Consider the following 26,509-nt stretch of genomic DNA (forward strand, 5'->3'; position numbering starts at 1 on the left):
AATCACTTACCGATCAAACCCCGGAAAACCGGGGTTTGGTCGTTACAGCCGTTCGCTCAAGCGATAGCGCCCAGCAGCTTTTCCCACTCTTTGTTTTCTTTCTTTGAGACACCACCAAGCAAATCAAGGGCTTGGCGCAGACGGAAACGCGTGAGGTCCGGGCCGAGGATTTCCATCGCATCGAGCACCGACACCGAACTGGCCTGCCCGGTGATCGCGGCAAACATCAAGGGCATGGCGTCACGCAGCTTGAGCTCCAGGGACTCCACCACCGCCTGGATGGTCGCCGTGATCGCATCCTTTTCCCACTGACGCAGGCTTTCGAGCTTCCACAGGATCAACTGCATCAGCTGGCGCACCTGATCACCGGAAAGCTTCTTGGACTCAAACAGCTTGGGATCCGGATTCACGCCACCGGCGAAGAAGAAGCTGGCCAGCGGTGCGACCTGACTGAACGTCTCCACCCTGCCCTGCACCAGTGGCGCAATCTTCATCATGTACTCGGGGTTGAGTGCCCACTGCTGCACACGGCTGGCGAACTCTTCGACCGGCAAATCACGCAGCCACTGGCCGTTGAGCCACGACAGCTTCTCGATATCGAAAATCGGCCCGCCCAGGGAAACGCGGGACAGGTCGAAGTGATCGACCATTTCCTGCAGCGAGAACTTCTCGCGCTCGTCAGGCATCGACCAGCCCATGCGGCCCAGGTAATTGAGCATCGCTTCGGGCATGAAGCCCATGCGCTCGTAGAAGGTCACCGACGTCGGGTTCTTGCGCTTGGACAGCTTGCTCTTGTCCGGGTTACGCAGCAGCGGCATGTAGCACAGCTGCGGCTGTTCCCAGCCAAAGTATTCGTAGAGCAGGATCAGCTTGGGCGCTGACGGCAGCCACTCTTCGCCACGCAGCACATGGGTGATACCCATCAGGTGGTCGTCGACCACGTTGGCCAGGAAGTACGTCGGCAGGCCGTCGGTCTTCATCAGCACCTGCATGTCCATGCGGTCCCACGGAATCTCGACATCACCGCGCAGCATGTCCGGCACCACGCACACGCCTTCGCTCGGCACCTTCATGCGGATCACATGGGGTTCGCCGGCAGCCAGGCGCGCGGCCACTTCTTCCTTGGACAGCAGCAGCGCGCGGCCATCGTAGCGCGGTGTCTCGCCACGGGCCTGTTGCTCGGCACGCATCTGGTCCAGCTCTTCGGCGGTGCAGAAGCACGGGAACGCATGACCCATGTCCACCAGTTGCTGGGTGTACTGCTTATAGATATCGCTGCGCTCGCTCTGGCGATACGGGCCGTGGGGGCCGCCGACGTCCGGGCCTTCCGCCCAGGTGATGCCCAGCCAGCGCAGGGCATCGAAAATCTGCTGTTCCGACTCACGGGTCGAGCGCAGTTGATCGGTGTCTTCGATCCGCAGGATGAATTCACCGCCGTGCTGCTTGGCAAAGCAGTAGTTGAACAAGGCGATGTAAGCAGTGCCGACGTGGGGATCCCCAGTAGGCGATGGCGCAATGCGCGTGCGGACGGTGGTCATGGCAGGTCTCGAATGGGCGATGAAACTGAAAATTGAAACAAGGGGCGAATGGTAACACCAGCTTGGGTGATTCCGGGAGACCGAGGCGCGGCCATCGGGGGCAAGCCCCCTCCCACACTGAATGGGGTTCACACATCTGAATGTGTGAATACAGTCAAATGTGGGAGGGGGCTTGCCCCCGATGAGGCCGATGAAGACACCGCAAATCAAACAGTCAGCAGGCGCTCGCGCAACTTGCCAATCTCATCGCGCGTCTGCGCCGCCGCCTCGAACTCCAGATCCCGCGCCAACTGGTACATCTTCTCTTCCAACTGGCGAATGCGCTTGGTGATCTCACTCGGCGAGCGCAGTTCGTTCTCGTACTTGGCGCTTTCCTCGGCCGCCTTGGCCATGCCTTTGCGCTTTTTGCTGCGCGAGCCGGGCACGGTGGCGCCTTCCATGATGTCGGCCACATCCTTGAACACGCCCTTGGGGGTGATGCCGTGTTCCAGGTTGAACGCAATCTGCTTCTCACGACGACGCTCGGTCTCGCCGATCGCCCGCTCCATCGAGCCGGTGATGCGGTCCGCATACAGGATCGCCCGGCCGTTGAGGTTTCGCGCCGCGCGGCCGATGGTCTGGATCAGCGAACGCTCGGAGCGCAGGAAGCCCTCCTTGTCCGCATCCAGGATCGCCACCAGCGATACCTCGGGCATGTCCAGGCCTTCACGCAGCAGGTTGATGCCCACCAGCACATCAAAGGTGCCCAGGCGCAGATCGCGAATGATTTCCACGCGCTCCACGGTGTCGATGTCCGAGTGCAGGTAGCGCACGCGCACGCCGTGGTCGGCCAGGTAATCGGTCAAGTCTTCGGACATGCGCTTGGTGAGGGTGGTGACCAGCACCCGCTCTTCCAGGGCCACGCGCTTGTTGATCTCCGACAGCAGGTCGTCGACCTGGGTCAGCGCCGGGCGGATTTCTATCTGCGGGTCCACCAGGCCGGTCGGTCGCACCAACTGCTCGATCACCCGACCGGCGTGTTCGGCCTCGTAGTTGCCGGGCGTGGCGGAGACAAAGATGGTCTGCGGGCTGATGGCCTCCCATTCGTCGAAACGCATCGGTCGGTTGTCCAGCGCCGATGGCAGGCGGAAGCCGTACTCCACCAGGGTTTCCTTGCGCGAACGGTCACCCTTATACATCGCGCCCACTTGCGGCACGCTGACGTGGGACTCGTCGATCACCAGCAAGGCATCCGGCGGGAGGTAGTCGTAGAGGGTCGGTGGCGGCGCCCCGGACTCGCGGCCCGACAGGTAGCGCGAGTAGTTTTCGATGCCGTTGCAGTAGCCCAGCTCCAGGATCATCTCCAGGTCGAAGCGGGTGCGCTGCTCCAGGCGCTGGGCTTCCACCAGCTTGTTGTTGGCGCGCAGGTATTCCAGGCGCTCGGCCAATTCGACCTTGATACCCTCGATCGCGCCCATCAGGGTTTCACGCGGGGTCACATAGTGGCTTTTCGGGTAGAAGGTGAAGCGCGGCAGTTTGCGGATCACCTCGCCCGTCAACGGGTCGAAGGCCGACAGGCTTTCGACTTCATCGTCGAACAGCTCGATGCGGATCGCTTCCAGGTCGGATTCGGCCGGATAGATATCGATCACATCGCCGCGCACGCGGAACGTGGCACGGGCAAAGTCCATGTCGTTGCGGGTGTACTGCAAGCTGGTCAGGCGCCGCAGCAGTTCGCGCTGGTCGAGTTTGTCGCCCCGGTCAACGTGCAGCACCATTTTCAAATAGGTTTCCGGGCTGCCCAGACCGTAGATGCACGACACCGTGGTCACGATGATCGCGTCCTTGCGTTCCAGCAGGGCCTTGGTCGCCGACAGCCGCATCTGCTCGATATGGTCGTTGATCGACGCATCCTTCTCGATAAAGGTATCGGAGGACGGCACATAGGCTTCGGGCTGGTAGTAGTCGTAATAGGAAACGAAATACTCCACCGCGTTGTTCGGGAAGAACGCCTTGAACTCGCCGTACAGCTGCGCGGCCAGGGTTTTGTTCGGTGCCAGCACCAGGGTCGGGCGATTGATCTGCGCGATCACGTTGGCGATGCTGAACGTCTTGCCCGAACCGGTCACCCCGAGCAGCGTCTGATGCGCCAGGCCGGCCTCAATGCCTTCGACCATCTGGCGAATCGCTTCCGGTTGGTCGCCGGCGGGTTCAAAACGGGTGACGAGCTGGAAATCCGACATAACGTACCTCGTGTAGTCACCCCAGACTCAACACCGCCAGGGACGAAATAGCTCAGCAACCCACGAATAATCATCGCAGGTTGCAGGAAAAAACCATGATAGCCGTAGTAGTGGTGACGAAGGTGTCGGGTTTCAAGGCAATCGTCCTACCTGCCGTCCGGGATCAATCTGCAATAAGACTAACGGTCGGCCATTAAACCGAAAAACTTGGTCGAAAAGCCGTTTCCGCTGTCGCCCTCAGCCGTGATGGCCTCTATACTAGCTCCCCGTTTGTGCACCGCTCTAGTGCAACCGGCTGGAGCGCGACACGTCCCTCCCTTCCCCCATAGAGCTGCCGCAAAAATGAGCCTGTTCTCCGCTGTCGAAATGGCACCACGCGATCCAATCCTGGGCCTCAACGAAGCATTCAACGCCGATACTCGAACCACCAAGGTCAACCTTGGCGTGGGCGTTTACTGCAACGAGGAGGGGAAGATTCCGCTCTTGCGTGCCGTTGCCGAAGCGGAAGCCATTCGCGTGGCGCAACACGCCGCCCGTGGCTACTTGCCGATTGACGGCATCGCGGCCTACGACAAGGCCGTGCAAACCCTGCTGTTCGGTGATCAGTCGCCGCTGCTCGAAGCCGGCCGTGTGGTGACCGTGCAGGCCGTGGGTGGCACGGGCGCGCTGAAACTCGGCGCCGACTTCCTCAAGCAGTTGCTGCCCGACGCCGTGGTTGCCATCAGCGACCCAAGCTGGGAAAACCACCGCGCACTGTTCGAAACCGCTGGTTTCCCGGTGCAGAACTACCGCTACTACGACGCCGCCACCCACGACGTAAACCGTAGCGGCCTGCTCGACGACCTCAACGCCCTGCCGCCACAGTCCATCGTGGTGTTGCACGCCTGCTGCCACAACCCGACCGGCGTCGACCTGAGCCCGGCGGACTGGCAGAACGTACTGGACGTGATCAAGGCCAAAAACCTGGTGCCATTCCTTGATATGGCCTACCAGGGCTTCGGCGACGGCATCCACGAAGACGCCGCCGCGGTGCGCCTGTTCGCGGAGTCGGGCCTGACCTTCTTTGTGTCCAGCTCGTTCTCCAAGTCGTTCTCCCTGTACGGCGAACGCGTGGGCGCCTTGTCCATCGTCGGCGACTCCAGGGAAGAAAGCGCGCGCATCCTGTCCCAGGTCAAGCGTGTGATCCGTACCAACTACTCCAACCCGCCGACCCACGGCGCAGCGATCGTTGCAGCGGTACTGAACAACCCCGAACTGCGCGCCCAGTGGGAAGCCGAACTGGCCGAAATGCGCCTGCGCATTCGCGGCATGCGCGAGCAGATGGTGGCGCAGTTGACCAAGGCTGCTCCCGGCCACGATTTCAGCTTCGTCGGTCGCCAGCGTGGGATGTTCTCCTACTCCGGGCTGACGGTTGAGCAAGTGACCCGCCTGCGCAGCGAGTTTGGCATCTATGCACTGGACACCGGGCGTATCTGTGTGGCGGCGCTGAACCAGTCGAACATTGCCGCGGTCACACAGGCAATCGTTCAGGTGCTGTAAACCTGCCAGCGTTGAACGAGGGGGAAGCCAAGGGCTTCCCCCTTTTTGTTGGCGAACCCACTAGACTGCATACCGACTGCCCCTTTGCTGTGAGAGCCCTATGAGAAACGACGATCTGGACCTGCGCGCCGACCGCGACGAACTGCACGACTATGCTCCACGCGCGCCGCAAGCCAAGCGCCAGAAAAGCCTGGTGCTGCAAGTGGCGCTGGGGGTGTTTATCGGTGGCCTGGCGTTGTGGCTGGTGCAACTGGGCGCCACGGCGATCATGGCCAAGCTGGCCATGGGCACCTTCCAGTTCGGCGGCTGATCAAGAGCGAAATGTGGTAGGGGGCTTGCCCCCGATGTTGTAGGAGCGAGCTTGCTCGCGAAAAACTCACAGCCACCGCGTTTATCCAGGAATTACGCGTTATCGTTGACGTTTTTCGCGAGCAAGCTCGCTCCTACAAGATTAGGGCAAGTCCCCTCCCACATTCGATTCAGGCTGCTGCAAGCCCGCGTTCTTCCAGCAGTTTTACGAAGCTGTTCAAGCTCTGCGACACCGTGCCTCGGCGCCAGATCAGCCAGGTATGCAGAATCCGAAACGTATCGCTCAACGGCCACACGCTCACCGCCGCAGCCCCCGGCATGCTTTCCAGCATACTGCGCGGCATCAAGGCCAGCCCTGCCCCGGCACTGACGCACGCCAGCATGCCGTGGTAGGACTCGATTTCGAAGATCCTGCCCGGCACCGCACCGTCCTGTGAAAACCAGCGCTCGAAGTGATGCCGATACGAGCAGTTGGAGCGAAAGGTATAGATATTCTCGCCAGACACATCCTGCCCGCGCGTGATCGGCCCATGGTGCAGCGGCGCGATCACCACCATCTCCTCTTCAAACACCGCCACGCCCTCCAGCGTGGAATGCAGCACCGGGCCATCGACAAAGGCCGCCGTCAACCGCCCGGACAACACGCCTTCGATCATCGTGCCCGACGGTCCCGTGCTCAGGTCCAGCTCCACCTTGGTGTACTGCTGGTTATACGCTGCCAGCAACGCGGGAATACGCACCGCCGCCGTACTTTCCAGCGAGCCGAGGGCAAAGGCGCCCTGAGGCTCCTCCCCCGCCACCGTGGCGCGGGCTTCCTGGACCAGATCGAGAATACGCCGCGCATAGCCAAGGAAATTCCACCCGGCCGGTGACAGGCGCAGGCGGCTTTTCTCGCGGATAAACAACTCCACGCCCAGATCCCGCTCGAGTTGTTTGATCCGGGTGGTCAGGTTCGACGGCACCCGGTGAATCAACTGCGCAGCGGCGCTGATGCTGCCTTGTTCGGCAACGGCCTTAAAGATTTCCAACTGCACCAAATCCAATTCGTTCTCCATTCGTGAATGTATTGCTTAATATTATTCAGTTTCCAGAAAAGATCCAGCACCGTACGCTGGCCTCCATCCCATCACCCCAGCAGGACGGTGCCATGAACGCTATTGCTCATCAGACCCACGCCTTGTCGATCAACCCGGCCAATGGCGAAACCGTTGGCAGCTACGCGTATGAAAGCCAATCGCAGCTGGATGCCGCGCTCAACCGCTCCACCGCTGCCTTCCGCACCTGGCGCCGCCAGCCCGTAGGGCAGCGCGCCGAGTTGCTGTCGGCACTGGCCAGCGCCCTGCGTGACCAGGCCGAAGCCATGGCGCAGATGATTACCCTGGAAATGGGCAAACCCATCGCCCAGGCCCGTGCCGAAATCGAGAAATGCGCCCAGCTCAGTGAGTGGTATGCGCAGCACGGCCCCGCCATGCTCGCGCCGGAGCCGACGCTGGTGGACAACGGCAACGCGCGGATCGAATATCGCCCGCTGGGGCCGATCCTCGCCGTGATGCCGTGGAACTTCCCGGTGTGGCAAGTGCTGCGCGGCGCCGTACCAACGATGCTCGCCGGCAACACCTATGTGCTTAAACACGCGCCGAACGTGATGGGCAGCGCCTACCTGATCCAGCAGGCGTTCCAGAAGGCCGGCTTTGCTGAAGGCCTGTTCGAGGTCATCAACGTCACCACAGAGGGTGTGTCCAGCGCCATCGCCGACTCACGCATCGCCGCCGTCACCCTCACCGGCAGCGTGCGCGCCGGTATCGCCATCGGCTCCCAGGCCGGTGCGGCATTGAAGAAGTGCGTGCTGGAACTGGGCGGCTCCGACCCGTTCATCGTGCTCAACGACGCCGACCTCGACGCCGCCGTACAGGCCGCGCTGATCGGTCGCTTTCAGAACAGCGGCCAGGTCTGCGCCGCCGCCAAGCGCCTGATCATCGAGGAAGGTGTGGTTGAAGCCTTTACCGCCAGATTCGTCGAAGCCAGCCGCAACCTGGTGATGGGCGACCCGACCTCGCCTGCCACCTACATCGGCCCCATGGCACGCTTCGATCTGCGCGATGAGCTGCACGGCCAGGTCCAGGCCACCCTCGAAGAAGGCGCAACCCTGCTGCTGGGCGGCAACAAGGTGGCTGACGCAGGCAACTATTACGAGCCGACCGTACTGGCTGACGTCACCGACCAGATGACCTCGTTCAAACAGGAACTGTTCGGCCCCGTCGCGTCCATCATCACCGCCCGCGACGCCGACCATGCGGTGGCACTGGCCAACGACAGCGAATTCGGCCTGACCGCCAGTATCTTCACCGCCGACCCGGCCAAAGCGCGGAACATCGCCGACCGGCTGGAAACCGGTGGGATCTTCGTCAACGCCTACAGCGTCTCCGATCCGCGCGTCGCATTCGGTGGCGTGAAGAAAAGCGGATTCGGACGCGAACTGTCGCACTTCGGCGTGCGCGAGTTCTGTAATGCACAGACGGTGTGGCTTGACCGTCAATAAACAGCTATAGCTTCAACACACATCAAATGTGGGAGGGGGCTTGCCCCCGATGGCGGCCTCTGGGCCGACCAAGGTGTTGGATTGGACCGAGTACATATCCGTTTCTGCGGTAAAGGCTGCTATGGGTTCCGCTTTTACAGCGGCTCACTTTTGAAAAGCGCAAAAGTAAGCAAAACGCTCTTGCCCCACCACTCGGCACCTCGCTTAGGCTCGGTGTGCCCGTAATCCGCCATTGATTTGGGGGGCCGCCGCCACACGCCATCCATGGCGCGGGGCGGCTAAACCGGCATCCCTGCCGGTTTACCCCCCAAATCACTGTCGAATTCCGGCCAGCGTGGTTTAACGGGGCGCCTAAGATCAAAAGCAGATCAAGATCAAGAGCAGCTCGCTTCGCATCGTGATTACCGTCGACCACTACAGAGTTATGTAGATACCCATGGCTATCGGGGGCAAGCCCCCTCCCACATTTGGACCTAGGCAACCCTGGAGGGGGTCGTATCCGACTTTTAAGCAATCAGCGAATATGCCGCCGCACGCACTGCACCAACCCATCCAGTGCCTGCGACTTCACCGGCGCCAACACACACACCGTGTGTTCACGCTCGCCCTCGGTCACGGTGAGCGTGTAATGCACCTGCCCCGGATTGCCGGACGGTCGAGTACTTTGCGGCAACTGGAAAAACTTCGACTGCTCGATCAGTTGCCGCAACTCTTGCTGATCCTGCTCGGGCAGTGCATCGAGCTCGACACTGCGAGGTTTGGCCAAGCCCGGAAAGAACGCCGGGCCGCCGTTTTCCTTGATCGAGATTCGCATGGCTGTTCCTCACCGCCCTGGCGGCGTGTCAGACGTTGATACCGACCGCTTTCCAACCGTCCTTGACCGCCTTCTGCTCATCCTTGTTCACGCCATAAAGCTGGCCGGCAATATCGTGGGTGATGCGCGCAAAACGCAAAAAACCGGAGTTCGGCCGCAACCGCGAATCACGCAGGGCGTCATACCAGATACGCCCGGCACGCTCCCAGGCGAACCCGCCAATCCGGGTGGCAACCTGATAGAACGCATGGTTGGGAATGCCGGAATTAATGTGCACGCCACCGTTGTCGTCATAGGTTTGCACAAAGTCATCCATATGCCCCGGCTGCGGGTCCTTGCCCAGCAATTTGTCATCAAATGCGGTGCCGGGGGCTTTCATCGAGCGCAATGCAGTGCCTTTGATCTTTTTGGTAAACAACCCTTTGCCGATCAGCCAATCGGCGTCCTCGGCCTTCTGCTTTAACGCGTATTGCTTGATCAGCGACCCGAACACATCCGACATTGACTCGTTCAACGCACCGGACTGGTTGAAGTACATCAGCTTGGCTTCATCCTCGGTGACGCCGTGGGCGAGTTCATGACCAATCACGTCGAGGGCCACGGTGAAGCGGTTGAACAACTGCTGGTCGCCATCACCAAAGACCATCTGGGTCGAGTTCCAGAACGCATTGTTGTAGTCCTGGCCAAAGTGCACGGTGGCATCCAGCGCCATGCCGGCATCGTCGATGGAATTGCGGTCGAACACCTGGTCGAAAAAATCGAAGGTCGCGCCCAGGCCGTCGTAGGCCTCGTCCACCGCGGCATCACCGCTGGCGGGTTGCCCTTCGCCACGGATCAGCTTGCCGGGCAGGCTGTCGGTGTTGTCGGCGCTGTAGATCGAGCGCTGTTTCTCGGCGCCCGCCGCCAGCGCCATGCGGGCCGGGCCTTTGGCGGGCACGGCGAGCATGCGCAACGAGCGGAACGTGCTGTCCTTGGCGCGCGTACGCAGCGCAACCTCGCGTTGGGCTTTGTCACCGTGGCGCGCGATCTGGTCGAGCATGTACGGCGGGATCAGGCAGAAAATCGGATTTCGCGGGTGGCGAACACACATAAGCTGGCTCCTTTTTGGCGTGTGGTGAACGGCCGGTTGACGACTTCAGGATAGACGCGGGTTTGCCGCCTGGGCCAAATTGTCATGAAATCATGTTGCAGTCGTGTTTATCCGAGGCCCCATAAGGAATACCCCATGCCCGCACGCCACGTCAAAACTGACCTGTCCTATCGCCCAAGGCTTGCCGACCTTCGCCCACTGCTCACGCCCAGTCCATCCTTGCTGGAGGCCAGGGCCGCGACGCCGCGTGTCACCGCAGCCAAGGACCTGCAGGATCGGCGCGGCTACGCCGAGGATTTTCTCGGCAGCTTCGCGGTGCCCTGGCCCACGCTGGAACCGACCGTGGCAGGCGACGCCCAGCCCGGGCGCCTGGACTACACGCACTTTTCCATCAGCATGTCGCGCGCCCGCCGCCTGGCACTCTATGTCGGCGTCAACATCGACGGCGGCAAGCACGTGGATATCGTGCGCAGCAACGACACCTGGGCCTACGACGGCCGCCTGCCCCTCGACGCCCAGGTGGGCGACGACCTCTACGCCGGCAACGGCCTGGACCGTGGTCATCTGGTGCGGCGCCAGGACCCGAACTGGGGCGACGAGGCGAACACCGCCAACCTCGACACCTTCCACTTCACCAACTGCTCGCCGCAGATGAGCGGCTTCAACCAGAAGACCTGGCTGGAACTGGAGGACTATATCCTCGACAACACCCAGCGCTGGAAAGCCCGCGCCAGTATCTTCAGCGGGCCGGTGTTCGCCGACGACGACCGCCTGTACCGTGGCGTGAAAATCCCCCAGGCGTTCTGGAAAGTCGTGGCCTACCTCAGCGACGACGGCAAACCCTCCGCCAGCGCGTACATGATTGATCAGCGCCGCGAGCTGGATCAACTGGACCTGGTCTTCGGCCCGCTCAAAACCTACCGGCGCAGCGTGTTGCAGATCGAACAACTGACCGGGATCCGCTTCGGCAACCTGGCCGACTACGACGGTTTCAGCAACGAAGAGCGCGCCACCGGAACGCGGATCGAAGCGCTGATCCGGGGGCCGCAGGATATCCGACTCTGAGCACGGCCCACTGTAGGAGCGAGCTTGCTCGCCAAGCACCTTCGAGCACCGCGAGGCATCCGGTTGACCGCGTTATCGTTAACGTCCTTCGCGAGCAAGCTCGCTCCTACAGGCCGTGATCGACTACCATAGCGCCGCCGGTTCCCACACGGGACTAATAGGGAATTCGAAACGCCGCCCGCGACGTCAATCGAAACTGCCCCCGCAACTGTAGGTGCCGAGCCTGCTCCCCACTGCCACTGGACGTCGTCCGGGAAGGCCGGAGCCTGGCGACGACGCATCAGTCAGGAGACCTGCCGGCCAAGTGACTCACTAACCGGCGGGGTGTCCGGGAAGGCCATCCTTGCGCTGCCCGGCCGGCGGCGCGCGTGGGTGTATTTCCGAACCGTCCCTGCCCTGCTTCACCGACGGTTCAAACGGAGACTGCCCCATGCTGCCACGCGTTACGGCCCTGATCATCGGCCTGGGTGTCTGCGCCCTGGCCCAAGCCGCGCCGACCCACTACCCGCTGACCGTGGAAAACTGCGGCAGCCCCATCACCTTTGCGCAAGCCCCCGCGCGCAGCGTGACCATCGGCCAGGCCGCCACCGAGATGCTGTATGCGCTGGGCGTGGGCGATAAAGTGGTCGGCACGTCGCTGTGGTTCAACGATGTACTGGCGCAGTACAAGGCGCAGAACGACAGCATCGAGCGTCTGGCCAATAACGAGCCGAGCTTCGAGGCGGTGATCGCCAAGCGCCCGCAACTGGTGGCCGCCGAGCTGGAATGGGTGGTCGGCCCCCAAGGCGTGGTGGGCACCCGCGAACAGTTCCATGAACTGAATATCCCCACGTACCTGCTGCCCTCCGACTGCGAAGGCAAGGACAACCTGGTGGGCGCCGATGGCACGCGGCTGGAGCCGTTTCGCATCGAGACGATCTACAAAGGCCTCAGCCAACTGGCCGAGATCTTCGACGTGCAAGCGCGCGGCCAGCAACTGACCGACGAACTCAAGACGCGCCTGGCCAAATCGATCGCCACCGCGCAGGGCAAAGGCTTGAAGCAGGCCAGCGCGCTGGTATGGTTCTCCAGTGCCGAAATGGCCAGCGACCCTTACGTGGCCGGCCACAAAGGTGTTCCCCAATTCATGCTGCAAACCCTCGGCCTGCGCAACGTGGTGCAGTCCGATGAAGAGTGGCCCGCCGTCGGCTGGGAGACCATCGCCAAGGCCAACCCCACCTTCCTGGTGATCGCGCGCATGGACCGCCGCCGCTACCCCGCCGACGACTATGAAAAGAAGCTGGCCTTCCTGCGCAGTGACCCGGTAACGCGCAACATGGACGCGGTGAAACACAACCGCATCATCATCCTCGACGCCCTGGCACTGCAGGCCAGCCTGCGCACCTTCGACGGCCTGGAACAACTGGCCGCCGCCATCGACGGCTACGACCTGCCGCAATGATACGAACCCTGCTCGCCCTCACGCTGCTGCTGATCGCCCTGCTTGCCGGCGTGGCCATCGGCGAAACCGCTATCTCGCCGCAGGTGGTGCTCCAGGTGCTCGCCAACAAACTGTGGGCGGCCAGCTACGTGCTCGACCCCATCGACGAAGGCGTGGTGTGGAACTACCGCCTGACCCGCGCCCTGGTCGCCGGTGCCTGTGGCGCGGGCCTGGCGACCTGTGGAGTGATCCTGCAGTCGTTGCTGCGCAATCCGCTGGCCGACCCGTATTTGCTCGGCATCAGCGCCGGCGCCTCGACCGGTGCGGTGCTGATTGCCTTGCTCGGGGTGGGCGGCGGTTTGATTTCGTTGTCGGCGGGCGCCTTTGTCGGCGCCATGGCCGCGTTCGCACTGGTGATCCTGCTGGCGCGGGCCAGCGGATCGTCCAGCGGCACTGGCCAGATCATCCTCGCCGGCATTGCCGGTTCGCAGTTGTTCAATGCGCTTACCGCGTTCCTGATTACCAAGTCGGCCAGCTCCGAACAGGCGCGCGGCATCATGTTCTGGCTGTTGGGCAACCTCAGCGGCGTGCGCTGGCCGTCGGTGTGGCTGGCGGTGCCGGTGGCGGTCGGCGGGCTGATGGTGTGCCTGTGGCACCGACGTGCGCTGGATGCATTTACCTTCGGCACCGATTCGGCGGCCTCGCTGGGCATTCCAGTGCGTCGCGTGCAGGTCGTGCTGGTGGGCTGCGCGGCGGTGGTGACGGCGGTGATGGTGTCGATTGTCGGCTCCATCGGGTTTGTCGGGCTGGTGATCCCCCATGCCGTACGCTTGATGCTCGGCTCCGGGCACTCGCGCCTGCTGCCGGCCAGCGCCCTGGGTGGCGCCTTGTTCCTGATCGCGGCAGATGTGCTGTCGCGTACCTTGATCAAGGGTCAGGTGATACCGGTGGGCGTGGTCACGGCACTGGTGGGTGCGCCGGTGTTTGCGCTGATCCTGATCGGCCGGAGAAATGCACGATGACTGTACTGAGCTGCACCGGCCTGGGCTTCAAGGTGCGTGACGCCGAATTGCTGCGCGATATTCACCTGGATGTGCAGCAGGGCGAAACCCTGGGTATTGTCGGACCGAACGGTTCGGGCAAATCCACCCTGCTCAAGTTGCTCGCCGGTTTGCGCCCCCCGGCCAGCGGCGAGGTGCGCCTGGGCGGCAAGCGCCTGGGTGAGCTGTCACGCCGCGCCATCGCGCAACAGTTGGCCGTGGTGGAACAACAGGCCGACACCGACGACGCCATTCGCGTGTTCGATGCCGTGGCGTTGGGCCGCACGCCGTGGCTGTCGGCGCTGAGCCCGTGGTCGGATGAAGACGACCGCATCGTGCGCCAGGCCCTGCACGACGTGGACGCCACCCACCTGAGCCACCGCGCCTGGCGCAGCCTCTCCGGCGGCGAACGCCAGCGGGTGCACATCGCCCGCGCGTTGGCCCAACGGCCCCAAATCCTGTTGCTGGATGAACCGACCAATCACCTGGATATCCAGCATCAACTGACGATCCTCAAAGGTGTGCAGGGTTTGCCGGTCACCACCTTGATCGCCCTGCATGACCTGAACCAGGCGCTGACCTGTGATCGCCTGGCCGTGCTGGACCGTGGGCGCCTGGTGGCGCTGGGCACGCCGCTGCAGGTACTGACGCCTCAGCGGTTACACGAGACATTCGGGGTGCAGGGGCACTACCTGACGGACCCGTTCGACGGCGCGCACATCCTGCGCCTGCGCTGCAACTGAAACGCTGTGACGGCGGCACAGCTGGCAGTGATCCAACTGTGGGAGGGGCTTGCCCCCGATGAGGGCGTGTCAGCAAAAGCATCAGTAACTGACCCACCGCCATCGGGGGCAAGCCCCCTCCCACATTGTTCGCGTTTTCAATGCCTGGATTCGGCGGCGGCGGTTGAGATGCAAGACTGACGGCGTTCGACGCTGGGGAAGGCAATACCGTTAAATGTGGGAGGGGGCTTGCCCCCGATGGCGGTGGGTCAGCTGAAAAATAGGCTGCTGACACGCCCTCATCGGGGGCAAGCGCCATCCCGCAGTTGGGTCATCACACGCCAGTGCATAGGGGTCGTCTGCCGAACCGGGCTTTAAGGCTTATTGCACCTTGATCCGAGTGATTCCCATCACCTGCGCCTGCTCCAGGATGTCCGCCGGGCTCGCATCCGCAGCCGGCAGGATCAAACCGTTTTCCGCATCACCAAAGTGCAACTGCAGCAGGTGCATCGCCGCTTCATGCACAGGCAACCCGGACTGCTTGAGGTCGAAGGTGTGAGTGCGCGGTTCGTCATTGAACCGGTAGTTCAAGGTGTAAACAGGCATGCGGGCATCCTTCTAATGGGAAACAACTGATTAACCTGACTCAGCGATCAGCTTTTTAGTTCCCACTCGATGCAAGTGCTGCGTTATCCAGGCGCGACTGTACGCCAACACGCTATCCGCCATCGCCAGCGGAAAATGAATGAACCCATGGGCCGACTCCGGCAGCAGATGCGCTTCTACCCCTTCCCAGCGTTCGGCGATCAGCAGCGTGTCGTCCTTGAGCGGGTCCAACTCGCCCACAAACATTAACGCCGGCGGCAGGCCGGAAAAATCGCCATACAAGGGTGACAGCGGCGGCTGTCGACGCGCTTCGTCGCTGATGCCTGGCGTGAGCAAGCGCAGCGCCGCGACCATCCCCGGCCCGTCCAGCAGCAGCGTCTGCGGCCCGGCCGCGCGCACGCTTGGCGTGCCGGTCAAGTCGTAGACACCGTAGTACAACACCGCGCCAGCGACGCGTTCGAGCAACGCCGGCCATTGCTTCAACGCCAGCAAGGTCGCCGCTGCCAGGTGCCCGCCGGCCGACTCGCCGACAAAAAACACCGGCAACCCGGCAAACTCCGTGCAGTCGGCCAACAGCCAGCGCGCAGCGCTCAGGCAGTCTTCCAGCAGGCCTTCGACCGGGGTGTTGACCGCCAACCGGTAGTCCACCGACACCACCGCCACGCGGCAGGCACGCACCATGCCCAGGTTGAGGTCGTCGTTCATCTGCGCATTGCCGATCACCCAGCCGCCGCCATGGATATCCAGCACCACGCCTTTGGGCGCCCCGTCGGGCCGCATGATGCGCACCGGCACGCCGCCGACCAGCCTGCATTCCACCACGGGGGCCTTCTTGAACCGCTGACCGGTGCGCAGCAGCGCCTGGATCACACGCGGGGTGAAGCGGTTGCGGATTTTAAAGCGCGGCATCCACGACAGCTTCTGATTGAAACGGCGCATCTGGGCCAGTTCGGCCTCGCTGGCGGGCCAGAGTTGGTAAGCCATCAGCGATTATTCCGCAGGATCGAGAAATTCAACGCCGCCGCCACGCACAGCCAGGCGAGGTAAGGGAACAGGATCAAGCCGGTAATCAGATCCAGTCGCACCGCCAACACCACCATCGCCGCCACGGTCAGCCACAGCAACACAATGATCACCATCCCGGCGAGCAAGCGGTGCGCGCCGAAGAACACCGGCGTCCACAGCGTATTCAACGCAATCTGCGCCGCCCACAGGGCCAACACCATTTCGCTGCCGGGGATCAGGCTCAAGCGGTAACCGGCCCAGGCCAGCAGCAGATAGATAATGGTCCACGCCACCGGGAACAGCCAATTGGGCGGAGTGAAACTGGGCTTGACCAGGGATTCGTACCAGGCGCCGGGTTTGAAGATCACACCGGTACTGGCGGCGGCGGCGCAGGCGAGCAGGAAGATGAAAAAGGTCATGATCGGTCCTTGAGGGGCAATGGTGGAAAGCAACACTGTGTTTTTCAGTGACTCGAACGGGCGCGCATAAATTCCCTATACGCGGCAAAAATGACAGCCAGGCCATCTCTTCTACGCGTCATGAAAAATGGGTAAGGTGGCCAAACCACCGCACGTTGCCCAGTTTCGACCACCCCATCAGAGCGCCCCCTCTTGGCTTCCAATCACCGCAGCACGCCCTGGTCCGTGTTCCTGATCTTCCTGCGCCTGGGCCTCACCTCCTTTGGCGGGCCGATTGCGCACCTGGGCTATTTTCGCGAGGAGTTCGTCACCCGCAGGCGTTGGCTCAGCGAGCGCAGCTACGCCGAACTGGTCGGCCTGTGCCAGTTCCTGCCCGGCCCGGCCAGCAGCCAGGTCGGCATTGCCCTGGGCCTGTCGCGCGCAGGATATGCCGGCGCGGCGGCAGCCTGGGCCGGGTTCACCTTGCCGTCGGCCATCGCCCTGATCCTGTTTGCCCTGGGCCTGTCGCGGTATGGTGCCGCCCTTCCGAATGGCGTGCTGCATGGCCTTAAAGTGGTCGCCGTGGCGGTGGTGGCCCAGGCCGTGTGGGGCATGGCGCGCAACCTGTGTCGCGGCTGGGCACGCATAACCCTGATGCTGGGCGCTGCCGCCCTGGTGCTGCTGGAACCGTCCGCGTGGAGCCAGGTCGGAGTCATCGCCATGGCGGGCGTGGTCGGCCTGCTGCTGTTCAAGCCCGAGACTCACGCCGAGCCCGACGCGCTGCCCATCGCCATCAGCCGCCGCACCGCAACGCTGTGGCTGGCGCTGTTCCTGCTGTTGCTGGTGGGCTTGCCGATCCTTGCCGACTGGGTCACCCACCCCACGCTCGCCCTGGTCGATGCTTTCTACCGCACCGGCTCACTGGTCTTCGGCGGCGGTCACGTGGTGCTGCCGTTGCTGCAAGCCCAGGTGGTGCCCACGCATTGGGTAAGCAACGACCTGTTCCTCGCCGGCTACGGCGCCACACAAGCCGTGCCCGGCCCGCTGTTCACCTTCGCCGCCTTTCTCGGCGCCTCGATGAGCCACACCCCGAACGGCTGGCTGGGCGGCCTGATCGCCCTGCTGGCGATCTTCGCACCGTCGTTTCTGCTGATCTTCGGCGCACTGCCCTTCTGGGCCAGCCTGCGCAGCAGCCCGCGCACGCAAGCCGCACTGGTCGGCGTGAACGCAGCGGTGGTGGGCCTGCTACTGGCGGCGCTGTATCAACCGGTGTGGACGAGCGCGATTTTCAACGTCTACGACCTTGCCTTCGCCCTGCTCGCCCTGGCGGCGTTGATGGTCTGGAAGCTGCCGCCGTGGCTGGTAGTCGCAGCAAGTGCCGCCATCGGATACCTGCTCAACCTGGCCGGCGCCTGAGATCAAGGTGGGAGCTGTCGAGCCCCAGCGAGGCTGCGATGGGATCGCCTCGGTCGCCCGTCAAACCGCAGCCCGCGCATCGCCCTGGTCTCAGTCCGGCTCCACAATCCTGAGCCAAGGCCAGCGCACCTGATAACTTCTGGCCTTTTCAGCAAACAATTGCGGCTCCGGATGCAGCGGATTGATCCGCAGCAGCCCCTGCTCCACATCCGCCAACCCATAGGGCGCATACACCTCACCGGTGGCAATGTCCAAAGCGATACACGTGCCTGCCACCAGATACCGGTCCACCCCCTGCCGGGCCGACTGCAACTGCGGGTATGGCCGGCCAAAGCGCTGCCCATACCAGAGGTGAACGCGCGCCTGGTTCTTGACCTCCACGCTGACGCCCAGGTCCTTGAACAACGCCTCGGCCCTTCGAATCACCGCATCCTCCGCTTCGTAGGACAGGTCCTCATCGAAGTAAAACACGTCATAGTCCTTCACCCCCGCCTCCGCCGGCCGCTGCGCCTGATGATTCCACACCGCCTGGAACAGACAGCCCGCCGTCAGCATGCACTGCGCCACCTCCAAGGCCGGCAAGCGCGCGGTGATCTCAACGTTGACGGGGTTGGCCATGGCCAGGTCGAGGAAGGTATTGACGGGCAATGTCATGAAGATCCCTGGGTAATCAGTGCGGTGCGCTCGACTCTACAACAGCACGGTGAACGGTGACATCGTTCGCAACGCGACTGCCGGTATGATGCACGCCAGCCCCCACGCACAACCGGAGCCCCGATGCCGCTGACCAAACGCGACTGCGCCCGCCTCGAACGCCAACTGACCTCCGCCCTCACCGACGCCTGCGAAACCGCCAAAGCCGAAATCTTAGGCTTCGACTGGCTGACCCACACCGTCGACTACAGCGCCTTCCCGCAAAGCCTGCGCGTGACCTGGGTATTCGACACCCGCGCCAACAAGGCACTCGCCCTCAGCTGCGGTGCCGACCAGCGCATGCGCGAACTGACTGCCAAGGCGCTGCACGAAGCGGACGTGCCGCCCTTGCCGATAGAGCGCTGCGTGCACTTTGATTGCGAAGAAGACTGCCGCCTGCAACACGCGGGCGACTGGCGTGCGCGGCTGGCGCGCCACTGACTCGACCTGATACGCCGAAGCCCGCAGGAAAAATCCCAACCCCCTGCAACGCCTTGCTCCCTTGCCTACGCATGGGTCAGAATCCGCCGGCTTGTGCGCTGGGGTGGCCGTGATTAAGGTGGCTCGGTCGCTGAATGTCTCGGCGATCGGGTTTAGTAGCCCACGGTTTAACCTAACAAGTGCACACGCTCTATCCAGCAGACGTCCCGTCTGTGCTTGATGGTGGCTGTGCGTAGGGCGCCCCAGGGCGCGCCGGTTTTGTTAGGTTCCACCGGTCTACTAACCTGCGTACAGCTACCGCCTTATTGTTTAGTAGCGATGAGGTCGTGGCCGAAGCAAGGAACTTAACAATGGCTACTGCTTCAACCACCCTCTTCAGCGTCACTGCCGACGCAACCCACGAAACCCTCATCACCAACAGCTACGAAACCTTCACCAGCGTCAGCACCCTGCTGCTCGACCTGTCCGAAGACCTAAGCGGCAAACACCGCGACATCGCGCTCGCGATCCACCAACTGAGCGAACTGGGCGTACTGCTCACTGCCAGACTGCTTGACCGCGAAGTGCCGTGCGCTGGCTGATCTTCAAGCACCCAACGCGAAAGCCCCTTTAATCGCCGCGTCGTTGTACGCACGTACGACGACTTGGCGATTTGCTTTTGATGGCTGGTTCGAATGACACAACTGCGGAAGTTTTCGGCCGAGAGCAATTCTCACGATAACTGCTTTTTGACGCCAACGCATGACGTGGCATCTGGCAAAAAAAGGACCTCATTCGCACGCCAGGTATCGAGAAATTCAAACGAAGAGTTTTAGCAGATTCTCCAACAGCGCTTTAAACTCAGCGCGATCTGTATATCCGTAAAAATATTCGTCATTGACATGTAATTTCCAGCAGCAAAGGACGCTTGATGAGAACCCCACTACTCGCCCTGACTTTCGCAGCGCTATTGAGTGCATGCGCCATCCCTTACGAAACCCCGCAAGACCGCGCCAATATTGAACGTGACCTGAAGCTCAGCGCAGACGAAATCGTCACTATCACCGAAACCAACTGGTGCTTATTTCCCTATGGTGATTTGCACGTGTGTAGAGCCACGCAAGGCTTGGGTGTGCTGACGAAGAACAAGCTGGTGCTGGCCCTGTATAAGGGCGGTATTTACCAGCAAGCTGAAGTCATCAAAGCAAGTGATGTGCAGTGTGCCCACCTGCAGAGTGGCAGAGACGCAGCCGATACCTTCTACCTGTTCAGTGAACATTGGGCCGCCATGCTGGCGCCGATTACCGTAAGAGGTGCCTTGGCCCTCGACAAGAAAGCCCAGTTCCTGAGCGTGCTAGTGCCGCCGGACACTGAGAGCTTCACGGCTGCGCAAGGCAATTTTATTCGGGTCACCGATCGCAAGAATTACTCGGCTGTGGCGGTACCAGGTACCAAAGCCTATGTAGGCACAAGCGAGAGTATTCGGGAGATTTTTAATCCGTGCACTCAGGGAAAGAATCGCTCAACCGCATCCTGAGTCCTGACCTTTCGAATGAAACAATCCCGGCAGCAGTTGAAGCGCAAGTAGTTCAATGCAGGCTCGATGCGGCGGGCGTGTAGAGCGCCGGAAGTGACAGACACAATGAAAAAGGCCGCAAGACATTGAATCCCGCGCTCACCATCAGGCCGCAAGATGGCTCTGTCCATATCGCAGATGTGATGAGGAGGGATTCTTGGCTACTACCGGGATAAGCTACTGGCTGGTAACTTTCGGTTATTTTATGCATGTCATCACCGGCTGCTCTGGGTCGATAGCGGTCAGCCAACTTGTCTCAAAAGGGATCGAGCCTTGCGTCGATGCCAGCCTGCTTAGCCAGCGCGATCAGGTTTGCGACGCAATCTTGCTCAATGATGCAACCCACATAATCGGCACCGCCTGTATCCACATGCAGAAAGCGCTTCCCGAACCCGGTCAGCCATTGATCGAAATCGATCAGCACTTGCATCAGTGATGTCGTCTCTTCCAGCTTGTAGGCATAAACCTGGTCAATACCGCTGGCTTCAACCAGTTTCAGTGCCAGGTACTTGAAATCATCGAAGCCGTGCACGTCCACGGCCATGAGAACCAGATTATTGAGTAACTGGCCTTCCTCTGCGTCCAAAAGCCCACTGACCAACGCGGTGACCGGGTCTTCACCTAGGTTGTAATAGCGCGACACCCTTCTCACGAGACGCGCACGTTCCTTTTCAGGCAGCCGCGCCAACAGGGCCTGGGTGAACGTTTTCAGTTGCGCACCGAATGGATAAAGCTCACGCATAATCGCGGCATCGCTCAACCGTGGTTCATCGGGTGGGGGTTGTGTGAAGCGATCACCGAACAATCGACTGAACAAGCCCATCGCCGTTTATTCTCCTTGGTGGGTGAAGCCTCTAGCGCGAAGCTTACCCCAGCGGTTCGATGACGGCGAATAGGGTCAGGGTTGATATCTACTCAGACTACGTGTGGCAGCAATCGACCCCAAGCTGACTGTGGCGATAGGTGGAAGTCGGCCCTGAACAGACATTCAAGAGGGGACATCATTGGGCTAGCTATGAAGCACCTCATAGGTCAATCCAGCCTCAAAATATGAAGCTCTCCATTCGGGAGATCCTGAATGTGGCTCGCACAGCAAGCGAACGATACATCCAGCCTCACCCATCGAAATCGCTTCCACCTCCGCGATATCTCCAGGAGCCGCCTCCCGGGAGTTCAGCCAATCAGAGAGCACTACTTTTGTTTGGTCAACCTCGATCAGCTTTATGATATTGCCTTTGGAAAGTGTCATCACGTCTCGCCTAAACTTGTTCCGGTATCTGGTTTGTAAACGCGTTTGGAGATTTGCGGAAGGGCTGCTTCTGGCCGATAGCTGCCAGTCACCCAGCAGCTTCGGCCAACGCTCATTTCCTCTGAGAAATAAATGAGTTCCCTTTTGTGCCCCTTACCGCTTCGAAACCGGGTGGCGCCAGGTGATTAAACACCGCCTCCTACAAAACGCAGCCGCAACTGTTGGCGCTGCAGATCATGCGTGGATTCCCTGTTCTGGATCGCGGTAACCGTAGCGATTTCAGGCGGGGGGATCCAGCAGGGAAATCAGGCGCGGCTCGATGCTGTCGGGTTGTATCTCGAGAATTGCCAGCGTGACCGGCAATTTGAAACGCCGAGGGCCGGCGCTACCAGGGTTCACGTATAGACGATCACCGCGCCATTCTATGCGCGGCTTGTGAGAATGGCCGGTGATGATGAGCTTTATGTCTGGATCTAGATCGGCGGGGACGTCGGCGATGTCGTGGATAAGGAGAGTGTGCCAGCCGTTAAGAGTGCAGGTCAGAAGGTCGGGGAGGTCTTTGGCCCATGGACTGGTGAGATCATTGTTGCCGCGCACGGCGTGGACGGGAGCAATTTTGGACAACTGGACGAGGATGTCCGGGTTGCCGATGTCGCCGGCGTGGATGATCAGGTCACAGCCTTGGAGCGCGCCGATGGCTTCGGAGCGGAGAAGATTGTGAGTGTCGGATATTAGGGCGGTTTTCATGGGCCAATTCTCCGTGGACGTTTCGGGTAGGAGTGACTGTTTTCGACCCAAGGCGGACATTTGACAAAAAGTAAGCGGTAACGAATTTTTCACTGTGGCTCCAATTCTGACCATAAAAAACTGCGCCCAATGCCGGCCATTAACGTACCGTAGTCTTCAAAATTACTGGCACTCACCTCATCCTGGCTAGTCCACGTTGCTTCACACTCTTCGCACACCCACAGCAAAATATTTGTGGAGCGTACCCGCATTGCTCGAACGTAACCTTGGCTGCACCTTTGGCACTCAATCAGCATACAAATAATCTCTGACAGGACTTCGATGTAGTCTAATCCTATCGGCTGCTTCTGGCCGATTTCTGCCTGTCGTGACTGACTGAAAATGGCCGCAAGCCGCCCTTCATCTCAAGTCCAAACCACAGGAGATCTACAAAAAGAAGACAACAAACTCACGACACCACTGGTCGACCCCCACTCAAGAACCGCTCTAGCACGCCGATGACACGGGTATAGCTTGCGCGGCCACAGCCGCCAACCAAAACCACAGACAGGGAAGTTTGGACGTCTTTTTCACGCCCAACCCGGCGCACCTCAATCCTGTCATGAGTATCAACCCATGCTGCAAAAATCCCTGAGAGCCCAAATCCTCACGCTGCTGAGCGCCAGCCTGCTGGCGATATTGCTGATTGCCTTGGCCTGCTTTCATTTCCTGTCCAGCGGCGTGCATAACTACGCCAACCTGATCGAAGGTCCGCTGCGTACTTCACAATTGATCGATGAGGCCAACCTGCAATTCAAGGTGCAGGTTCAGGAGTGGAAAAACGTATTGCTGCGGGGCAAGCAGCCGGCAGATCTGGATAAGTACTGGAAGCAATTCGAAGACCGTCAGCACGACGTGCAGGGGATCCTCGGCGAGCTGGCCGGCCAGAAAGGCCTGGACGGCCAACTCAAGGCTCGCATTGAACGCCTGCGTGACGAACACCGTCAGTTGGGCAGCGGTTACCAGAAGGGTCGCGATGCCTATATCGCCGCCGGGGCAGACCCCGCCGCAGGTGATGCCGCGGTCAAAGGTGTGGATCGCGCCACCAGTGATCAGATGAGCGAACTGGTCAGCGAACTGCGCAAGCAGGGCACCGAGCAATCGATGCTGATCAGCGCCGCAGCCGAGCGCACGGTGATGGTGGGCACTGTCGTGATGCTCGCTTCGGGCCTGTTGATCGGCCTGTTGAGCCTTTGGTTGATCAACCGCAACCTGGTTGCCCCCATCCGCAAGCTGATCGACTACGTGGAGCAACTGAGCCGAGGAAAATTTGCCGAACGCGTGGCCAGCGCCCGTGAAGACGAGTTAGGCAAACTGGCCGTGGCCGCCAACACCCTGCGCGATTTTCTCGCCGAAACCTTCAACCGCCTGCAGCGCAGCGCCAATGACCTGGACAGCGCCAGTGGCGAGTTAAGCGCCATCGCCGGCCTCATCGCCAGCGGCACCAACGAGCAGTTCAACCGTACCGATCAGGTGGCGACGGCGATGAACGAAATGTCCGCCACCGCCCAGGAAGTGGCACGTCATGCGGCCGATGCCGCACGGGCGGCCGATGATGCCGACCAGTCCGCGCAGCAGGGCGAAAAGGTCATGAGCAACACCATTCACACCATCACCCAAATGCGTGGCGAGATCGTCAACACCGCCACCGTGATTCGTCGTCTGGAAACCGACAGTGGCCGCATCAGCAAGGTGCTGGAGGTCATTCGCGGCATCGCCGAACAGACGAATTTGCTGGCATTGAACGCGGCGATCGAAGCGGCCCGTGCAGGTGATGCAGGACGCGGTTTTGCGGTAGTCGCAGACGAGGTGCGCAGCCTGGCTCAGCGTACGGCGACATCGATCATCGAGATCAACCAGATTATCCAGACCGTGCAAACCGGCGCGGAGGACGCGGCCAAGGCGATTGAAAGCGGCCAGGCGCGCAGTGAAGAAAGTGTCGCGCAAGTGAATCAGGCCGGCGCTATGCTGGAGCGCATCACCCATGCGGTGGAAGCCATTCGCGACATGAACCGTCAGATTGCCACCGCCGCCGAAGAGCAGACCTCTGTGGCCGAAGATATCTCGCGCAACCTCACCGAAATCACCTCGATTGCCAGTACCAACCTGGACAACGTGCGGCGCACCGAAGCGGCGAGCCACAACCTTCATGGGTTGTCTGGGCAGTTGAACGAAGTGACGGCACGCCTGAGTGCCTAGCTAATACCTGACAGCAAGGACGCCTTCCCCATGGACCTCCACCAAATCAAACACCACCTGGCCCGCCCCACACTGAAACTTACCGCAGGGGGCTTCCGCCCTCTCGGTACTGACGAAGAAAGCTGGCTAGGCAACGTCTTCCTGTTCCGTCCCGATGAAGGCGTGCCGGTCAATCAGGCCGGGCAGCCGTTGCTGCCCTATGCCCAGTTCTACCTGCCCGCCCTGCCCTTCATCAGCCCGTTACTGACGGGGGTACGTGTGCTGACGGTCTTTATTTCAAGCCCGTTTCCCGAACCTTTTGAGCCCATGGGCGACAACTGGGTGATCCGCGAATACGGGCCACAGGATGTGTTGGTGCGCAAGGTGCTGCCGGTGGAGGGTGCGTTCCTCAAAGCCTTCGCGCTGAACGCCCAGGTTGTGCCGGAAGATTTTCCACTGTGGGATGGTGGCGGTGTACCGGCTGATGTTGAGCAGGCGATACTCGAACTGCAACGCGCAGGCGAACTACAGAGCTACTACGACCTGGTCACGCACACCTACGAGCACAAAATCGGCGGCTATCCGTCGTTTTGCCAGTCAGGGGTGGATCCGGGCGAAGGCTTCGAGTTTGTCTTCCAGATTTCGTCGGATGCGAAGATCAATCTGAATGTGGTCGACAATGGGAGCCTGATGTTCTGGAAGCACGTCGAGACTGGGGAATGGGCGTTTTATTATGATTTTTACTGAGGCTTGAAGAGGCGCAAGCGCATGTCCCCGCGCACGCATGAAGCAGACCCAATTTCCCCAATGCAGCTGCGCCGTTCCAAAACCAGACATTTAAATTTGTCTGTAAACCATGGGCGCCTTAGCATCACTGCAAATAACGGATCGTTGAAAGGCCCCTCATGCACCTTCATGGACTGAAAGCTCTATTACCGTGGTCACTGCTCGTCATGATGTGTTGCGCCGAAGCCGCCACAGGGGCTGCGAGCGACAAAGCGGTAAGCCTTTTCGAGGCGCATCAATACCAGGCGACGATTGAGGAAGCGGACCGCGTGCTTCAAACCGATCCGGCCAACCCCGAGCTGTTGAATATCAAGGCACTGGCAGTCTCCGCGCTGGGTGATGACCGCACCGCGATCCGCCTGGTTACCCAGGCACTGGAGGCGGCTAAACAGAATGGCCAGGTATCCATCGCACAACAGGCGACCTACTGGAACAACCTCGGTTATTTGCACGAACGACAACGCAATCTGGACATTGCCCTGGTCTACTATGAAAAAGCCTTGAAAATGCGCCTCGCCGTTCTGGGCGCAGATGACCTGCTGATTGCCGATACCTATAACAACATCGGTACCGCGCAGAGCAAATTGGGCCGATATGAAGAGGCCTTCGAAAACCTGCGCAAAAATCTCGCGCTGAGAAAGCGGATAGTGGGAGACCACGACGCTTCGGTCGCCGTGTCACTGAACAACCTGGGCAATGCCTATAACCTCCAGGGCAACCACCAGGCCGCGCTGCCGCTTTTTCAACAGGCACTGGACATCGACATGGCCCTGCACGGTCCCCAGCATCCGACGGTCGCCATCCGCTGGAACAACCTCGGCGACGCCTATCGCGGCCTGGGTCAGTACGACAAAGCGCTAGCCTTCCTGACCAAAGCGCTGAACAGTGACCGCGCAACGTTCGGGGAGAACCACCCCAAGGTGATTTTGCGCTATTTCAACCTGGCAAGAGTCTACGAGGCTGAAGGTGACACCGCCAAGGCGCGCGAGGCCTATACAAAAGCGCTGCAAATACTCAGGCAGGTCGACCCCGAAGATGTTGCGCAAATCCGCTACTTCGAAGAAAAACTGCGAACACTGAAAGGCTAGTGAAACCTGG

The 26,509-nt window shown here is 61.0% G+C and carries 26 protein-coding genes, 1 pseudogene and 1 riboswitch; of the genes and pseudogenes, 15 read left to right on the plus strand and 12 right to left on the minus strand.

The window, feature by feature from the left end:
- Nucleotides 1-56 precede the first annotated feature (56 nt).
- Together gltX and uvrB are read right to left on the minus strand one after the other, a co-directional pair.
- The gene (gene gltX, locus MRY17_RS16915; RefSeq protein WP_181284485.1) at nt 57-1,538 is read right to left on the minus strand and encodes a glutamate--tRNA ligase; all 1,482 of its coding nucleotides are present in this window, start codon (nt 1,536-1,538) and stop codon (nt 57-59) included.
- Nucleotides 1,539-1,744: 206 nt separating this feature from the next.
- Nucleotides 1,745-3,760 (minus strand): excinuclease ABC subunit UvrB, encoded by a 2,016-nt coding sequence (gene uvrB / locus MRY17_RS16920; protein WP_191952027.1) that lies wholly within the window; start codon nt 3,758-3,760, stop codon nt 1,745-1,747.
- A 342-nt stretch (nt 3,761-4,102) separates the two neighbouring features.
- Here uvrB and MRY17_RS16925 point away from each other — a divergent pair, with 342 nt between their 5' ends.
- Both MRY17_RS16925 and MRY17_RS16930 read left to right on the plus strand, forming a co-directional pair.
- A complete protein-coding gene (locus MRY17_RS16925; protein WP_191952028.1) occupies nt 4,103-5,299 on the plus strand; it encodes an amino acid aminotransferase in 1,197 nt (398 codons plus the stop codon).
- Between the two features lie 100 nt (nt 5,300-5,399).
- A complete protein-coding gene (locus tag MRY17_RS16930) occupies nt 5,400-5,609 on the plus strand; it encodes a hypothetical protein (RefSeq protein WP_191952029.1) in 210 nt (69 codons plus the stop codon).
- Nucleotides 5,610-5,778: 169 nt separating this feature from the next.
- On the opposite strand, the gene ptrR is transcribed toward MRY17_RS16930, so the two are convergent.
- Nucleotides 5,779-6,651, minus strand: a complete 873-nt coding sequence (ptrR, locus tag MRY17_RS16935) for a putrescine utilization regulator PtrR (protein WP_243353951.1) — start codon at nt 6,649-6,651, stop codon at nt 5,779-5,781.
- A 104-nt stretch (nt 6,652-6,755) separates the two neighbouring features.
- Between ptrR and MRY17_RS16940 the strand changes: the two genes are divergently transcribed.
- A complete protein-coding gene (locus tag MRY17_RS16940; protein ID WP_181284486.1) occupies nt 6,756-8,147 on the plus strand; it encodes an aldehyde dehydrogenase family protein in 1,392 nt (463 codons plus the stop codon).
- Nucleotides 8,148-8,661: 514 nt separating this feature from the next.
- Here the strand turns inward: MRY17_RS16940 and MRY17_RS16945 are convergent.
- Nucleotides 8,662-8,961: a protealysin inhibitor emfourin gene (locus tag MRY17_RS16945; RefSeq protein ID WP_124433403.1), complete on the minus strand. Its 300-nt coding sequence runs from the start codon at nt 8,959-8,961 to the stop codon at nt 8,662-8,664.
- A 28-nt stretch (nt 8,962-8,989) separates the two neighbouring features.
- Nucleotides 8,990-10,051, minus strand: a complete 1,062-nt coding sequence (locus MRY17_RS16950) for a M4 family metallopeptidase (RefSeq protein WP_181284923.1) — start codon at nt 10,049-10,051, stop codon at nt 8,990-8,992.
- A 135-nt stretch (nt 10,052-10,186) separates the two neighbouring features.
- On the opposite strand from MRY17_RS16950, the gene MRY17_RS16955 reads away from it, so the two are divergent.
- From MRY17_RS16955 to MRY17_RS16970, 4 genes are all read left to right on the plus strand, one after another.
- A complete protein-coding gene (locus MRY17_RS16955; RefSeq protein WP_243352538.1) occupies nt 10,187-11,116 on the plus strand; it encodes a DNA/RNA non-specific endonuclease in 930 nt (309 codons plus the stop codon).
- A 121-nt stretch (nt 11,117-11,237) separates the two neighbouring features.
- Nucleotides 11,238-11,431, plus strand: a riboswitch (cobalamin riboswitch).
- A 115-nt stretch (nt 11,432-11,546) separates the two neighbouring features.
- Nucleotides 11,547-12,557, plus strand: coding sequence for an ABC transporter substrate-binding protein (locus MRY17_RS16960; RefSeq protein WP_243352539.1), 1,011 nt, complete (start codon nt 11,547-11,549; stop codon nt 12,555-12,557).
- Nucleotides 12,554-13,558, plus strand: coding sequence for a FecCD family ABC transporter permease (locus MRY17_RS16965; protein ID WP_243352540.1), 1,005 nt, complete (start codon nt 12,554-12,556; stop codon nt 13,556-13,558). Before MRY17_RS16960 ends, MRY17_RS16965 begins: the two co-directional genes overlap by 4 nt.
- Nucleotides 13,555-14,319 carry an ABC transporter ATP-binding protein gene (locus MRY17_RS16970; protein ID WP_181284926.1) on the plus strand — a complete coding sequence of 255 codons (765 nt, stop codon included), beginning with the start codon at nt 13,555-13,557 and terminating at the stop codon, nt 14,317-14,319. Before MRY17_RS16965 ends, MRY17_RS16970 begins: the two co-directional genes overlap by 4 nt.
- Nucleotides 14,320-14,679: 360 nt before the next feature.
- On the opposite strand, the gene MRY17_RS16975 is transcribed toward MRY17_RS16970, so the two are convergent.
- From MRY17_RS16975 to tspO, 3 genes are read right to left on the minus strand one after another with little or no spacing between them, the layout of a single operon-like run.
- On the minus strand, nt 14,680-14,904 hold the full coding sequence (locus tag MRY17_RS16975) for a hypothetical protein (protein WP_124433408.1): 225 nt from the start codon (nt 14,902-14,904) through the stop codon (nt 14,680-14,682).
- 30 nt (nt 14,905-14,934) lie between these two features.
- Nucleotides 14,935-15,888, minus strand: coding sequence for an alpha/beta hydrolase (locus MRY17_RS16980; RefSeq protein ID WP_243352541.1), 954 nt, complete (start codon nt 15,886-15,888; stop codon nt 14,935-14,937).
- Complete coding sequence (tspO, locus tag MRY17_RS16985; protein ID WP_124363626.1) at nt 15,888-16,328, minus strand: tryptophan-rich sensory protein TspO; 441 nt, start codon at nt 16,326-16,328, stop codon at nt 15,888-15,890. Before tspO ends, MRY17_RS16980 begins: the two co-directional genes overlap by 1 nt.
- A gap of 192 nt (nt 16,329-16,520) precedes the next feature.
- Between tspO and chrA the strand changes: the two genes are divergently transcribed.
- Nucleotides 16,521-17,723, plus strand: coding sequence for a chromate efflux transporter (chrA, locus tag MRY17_RS16990; RefSeq protein ID WP_191952038.1), 1,203 nt, complete (start codon nt 16,521-16,523; stop codon nt 17,721-17,723).
- 90 nt (nt 17,724-17,813) lie between these two features.
- Here chrA and MRY17_RS16995 read toward each other — a convergent pair whose 3' ends face one another.
- Complete coding sequence (locus tag MRY17_RS16995) at nt 17,814-18,377, minus strand: nucleotidyltransferase family protein (RefSeq protein WP_243352542.1); 564 nt, start codon at nt 18,375-18,377, stop codon at nt 17,814-17,816.
- 123 nt (nt 18,378-18,500) lie between these two features.
- On the opposite strand from MRY17_RS16995, the gene MRY17_RS17000 reads away from it, so the two are divergent.
- The 3 genes from MRY17_RS17000 to MRY17_RS17010 all read left to right on the plus strand — a co-directional run bounded on the left by MRY17_RS17000 (nt 18,501) and on the right by MRY17_RS17010 (nt 20,373).
- Nucleotides 18,501-18,857 (plus strand): hypothetical protein, encoded by a 357-nt coding sequence (locus tag MRY17_RS17000; protein WP_181284930.1) that lies wholly within the window; start codon nt 18,501-18,503, stop codon nt 18,855-18,857.
- A 350-nt stretch (nt 18,858-19,207) separates the two neighbouring features.
- Nucleotides 19,208-19,438, plus strand: coding sequence for a DUF6124 family protein (locus MRY17_RS17005; protein ID WP_243352543.1), 231 nt, complete (start codon nt 19,208-19,210; stop codon nt 19,436-19,438).
- A 329-nt stretch (nt 19,439-19,767) separates the two neighbouring features.
- Entirely contained in the window at nt 19,768-20,373 is a 606-nt protein-coding gene (locus MRY17_RS17010) for a hypothetical protein (protein ID WP_191952040.1), read from the plus strand.
- Between the two features lie 295 nt (nt 20,374-20,668).
- Here the strand turns inward: MRY17_RS17010 and MRY17_RS17015 are convergent, their stop codons facing one another.
- The 3 genes from MRY17_RS17015 to MRY17_RS17025 all read right to left on the minus strand — a co-directional run bounded on the left by MRY17_RS17015 (nt 20,669) and on the right by MRY17_RS17025 (nt 22,408).
- Entirely contained in the window at nt 20,669-21,235 is a 567-nt protein-coding gene (locus MRY17_RS17015; RefSeq protein ID WP_243352544.1) for a DUF6630 family protein, read from the minus strand.
- 186 nt (nt 21,236-21,421) lie between these two features.
- The gene (locus MRY17_RS17020; RefSeq protein ID WP_169374451.1) at nt 21,422-21,661 is read right to left on the minus strand and encodes a hypothetical protein; all 240 of its coding nucleotides are present in this window, start codon (nt 21,659-21,661) and stop codon (nt 21,422-21,424) included.
- A gap of 279 nt (nt 21,662-21,940) precedes the next feature.
- The gene (locus MRY17_RS17025) at nt 21,941-22,408 is read right to left on the minus strand and encodes a metallophosphoesterase family protein (RefSeq protein WP_124359143.1); all 468 of its coding nucleotides are present in this window, start codon (nt 22,406-22,408) and stop codon (nt 21,941-21,943) included.
- A gap of 1,194 nt (nt 22,409-23,602) precedes the next feature.
- Here MRY17_RS17025 and MRY17_RS26690 point away from each other — a divergent pair.
- From MRY17_RS26690 to MRY17_RS17040, 4 genes and pseudogenes are all read left to right on the plus strand, one after another.
- Nucleotides 23,603-23,713, plus strand: a pseudogene (locus MRY17_RS26690) (hypothetical protein); the annotation flags it as partial.
- Nucleotides 23,714-23,941: 228 nt separating this feature from the next.
- Nucleotides 23,942-24,646 (plus strand): methyl-accepting chemotaxis protein, encoded by a 705-nt coding sequence (locus MRY17_RS26695; RefSeq protein WP_431768391.1) that lies wholly within the window; start codon nt 23,942-23,944, stop codon nt 24,644-24,646.
- A 30-nt stretch (nt 24,647-24,676) separates the two neighbouring features.
- Nucleotides 24,677-25,372 carry a DUF1963 domain-containing protein gene (locus MRY17_RS17035; RefSeq protein WP_243352546.1) on the plus strand — a complete coding sequence of 232 codons (696 nt, stop codon included), beginning with the start codon at nt 24,677-24,679 and terminating at the stop codon, nt 25,370-25,372.
- A gap of 158 nt (nt 25,373-25,530) precedes the next feature.
- A complete protein-coding gene (locus MRY17_RS17040) occupies nt 25,531-26,499 on the plus strand; it encodes a tetratricopeptide repeat protein (RefSeq protein WP_243352547.1) in 969 nt (322 codons plus the stop codon).
- Nucleotides 26,500-26,509: the final 10 nt, after the last annotated feature.

Origin of the sequence: Pseudomonas orientalis, from assembly GCF_022807995.1 — a bacterium.
GTDB lineage: Bacteria > Pseudomonadota > Gammaproteobacteria > Pseudomonadales > Pseudomonadaceae > Aquipseudomonas > Aquipseudomonas orientalis_B.

Coding starts and splice junctions, on each gene's coding strand:
- uvrB (WP_191952027.1), bottom strand. CDS start 3,760: ATGTCGGATTTCCAGCTCGTCACCCGTTTTGAACCCGCCGGCGACCAA.
- MRY17_RS16960 (WP_243352539.1), top strand. CDS start 11,547: ATGCTGCCACGCGTTACGGCCCTGATCATCGGCCTGGGTGTCTGCGCC.
- MRY17_RS16945 (WP_124433403.1), bottom strand. CDS start 8,961: ATGCGAATCTCGATCAAGGAAAACGGCGGCCCGGCGTTCTTTCCGGGC.
- MRY17_RS17005 (WP_243352543.1), top strand. CDS start 19,208: ATGGCTACTGCTTCAACCACCCTCTTCAGCGTCACTGCCGACGCAACC.
- MRY17_RS17035 (WP_243352546.1), top strand. CDS start 24,677: ATGGACCTCCACCAAATCAAACACCACCTGGCCCGCCCCACACTGAAA.
- MRY17_RS17010 (WP_191952040.1), top strand. CDS start 19,768: ATGAGAACCCCACTACTCGCCCTGACTTTCGCAGCGCTATTGAGTGCA.
- MRY17_RS17020 (WP_169374451.1), bottom strand. CDS start 21,661: ATGACACTTTCCAAAGGCAATATCATAAAGCTGATCGAGGTTGACCAA.
- MRY17_RS16950 (WP_181284923.1), bottom strand. CDS start 10,051: ATGTGTGTTCGCCACCCGCGAAATCCGATTTTCTGCCTGATCCCGCCG.
- MRY17_RS16975 (WP_124433408.1), bottom strand. CDS start 14,904: ATGCCTGTTTACACCTTGAACTACCGGTTCAATGACGAACCGCGCACT.
- tspO (WP_124363626.1), bottom strand. CDS start 16,328: ATGACCTTTTTCATCTTCCTGCTCGCCTGCGCCGCCGCCGCCAGTACC.
- gltX (WP_181284485.1), bottom strand. CDS start 1,538: ATGACCACCGTCCGCACGCGCATTGCGCCATCGCCTACTGGGGATCCC.
- MRY17_RS16980 (WP_243352541.1), bottom strand. CDS start 15,888: ATGGCTTACCAACTCTGGCCCGCCAGCGAGGCCGAACTGGCCCAGATG.
- MRY17_RS16965 (WP_243352540.1), top strand. CDS start 12,554: ATGATACGAACCCTGCTCGCCCTCACGCTGCTGCTGATCGCCCTGCTT.
- MRY17_RS16930 (WP_191952029.1), top strand. CDS start 5,400: ATGAGAAACGACGATCTGGACCTGCGCGCCGACCGCGACGAACTGCAC.
- MRY17_RS26695 (WP_431768391.1), top strand. CDS start 23,942: ATGTCCGCCACCGCCCAGGAAGTGGCACGTCATGCGGCCGATGCCGCA.
- MRY17_RS17040 (WP_243352547.1), top strand. CDS start 25,531: ATGCACCTTCATGGACTGAAAGCTCTATTACCGTGGTCACTGCTCGTC.
- MRY17_RS17015 (WP_243352544.1), bottom strand. CDS start 21,235: ATGGGCTTGTTCAGTCGATTGTTCGGTGATCGCTTCACACAACCCCCA.
- MRY17_RS16995 (WP_243352542.1), bottom strand. CDS start 18,377: ATGACATTGCCCGTCAATACCTTCCTCGACCTGGCCATGGCCAACCCC.
- MRY17_RS17000 (WP_181284930.1), top strand. CDS start 18,501: ATGCCGCTGACCAAACGCGACTGCGCCCGCCTCGAACGCCAACTGACC.
- MRY17_RS17025 (WP_124359143.1), bottom strand. CDS start 22,408: ATGAAAACCGCCCTAATATCCGACACTCACAATCTTCTCCGCTCCGAA.
- MRY17_RS16925 (WP_191952028.1), top strand. CDS start 4,103: ATGAGCCTGTTCTCCGCTGTCGAAATGGCACCACGCGATCCAATCCTG.
- MRY17_RS16940 (WP_181284486.1), top strand. CDS start 6,756: ATGAACGCTATTGCTCATCAGACCCACGCCTTGTCGATCAACCCGGCC.
- MRY17_RS16955 (WP_243352538.1), top strand. CDS start 10,187: ATGCCCGCACGCCACGTCAAAACTGACCTGTCCTATCGCCCAAGGCTT.
- MRY17_RS16970 (WP_181284926.1), top strand. CDS start 13,555: ATGACTGTACTGAGCTGCACCGGCCTGGGCTTCAAGGTGCGTGACGCC.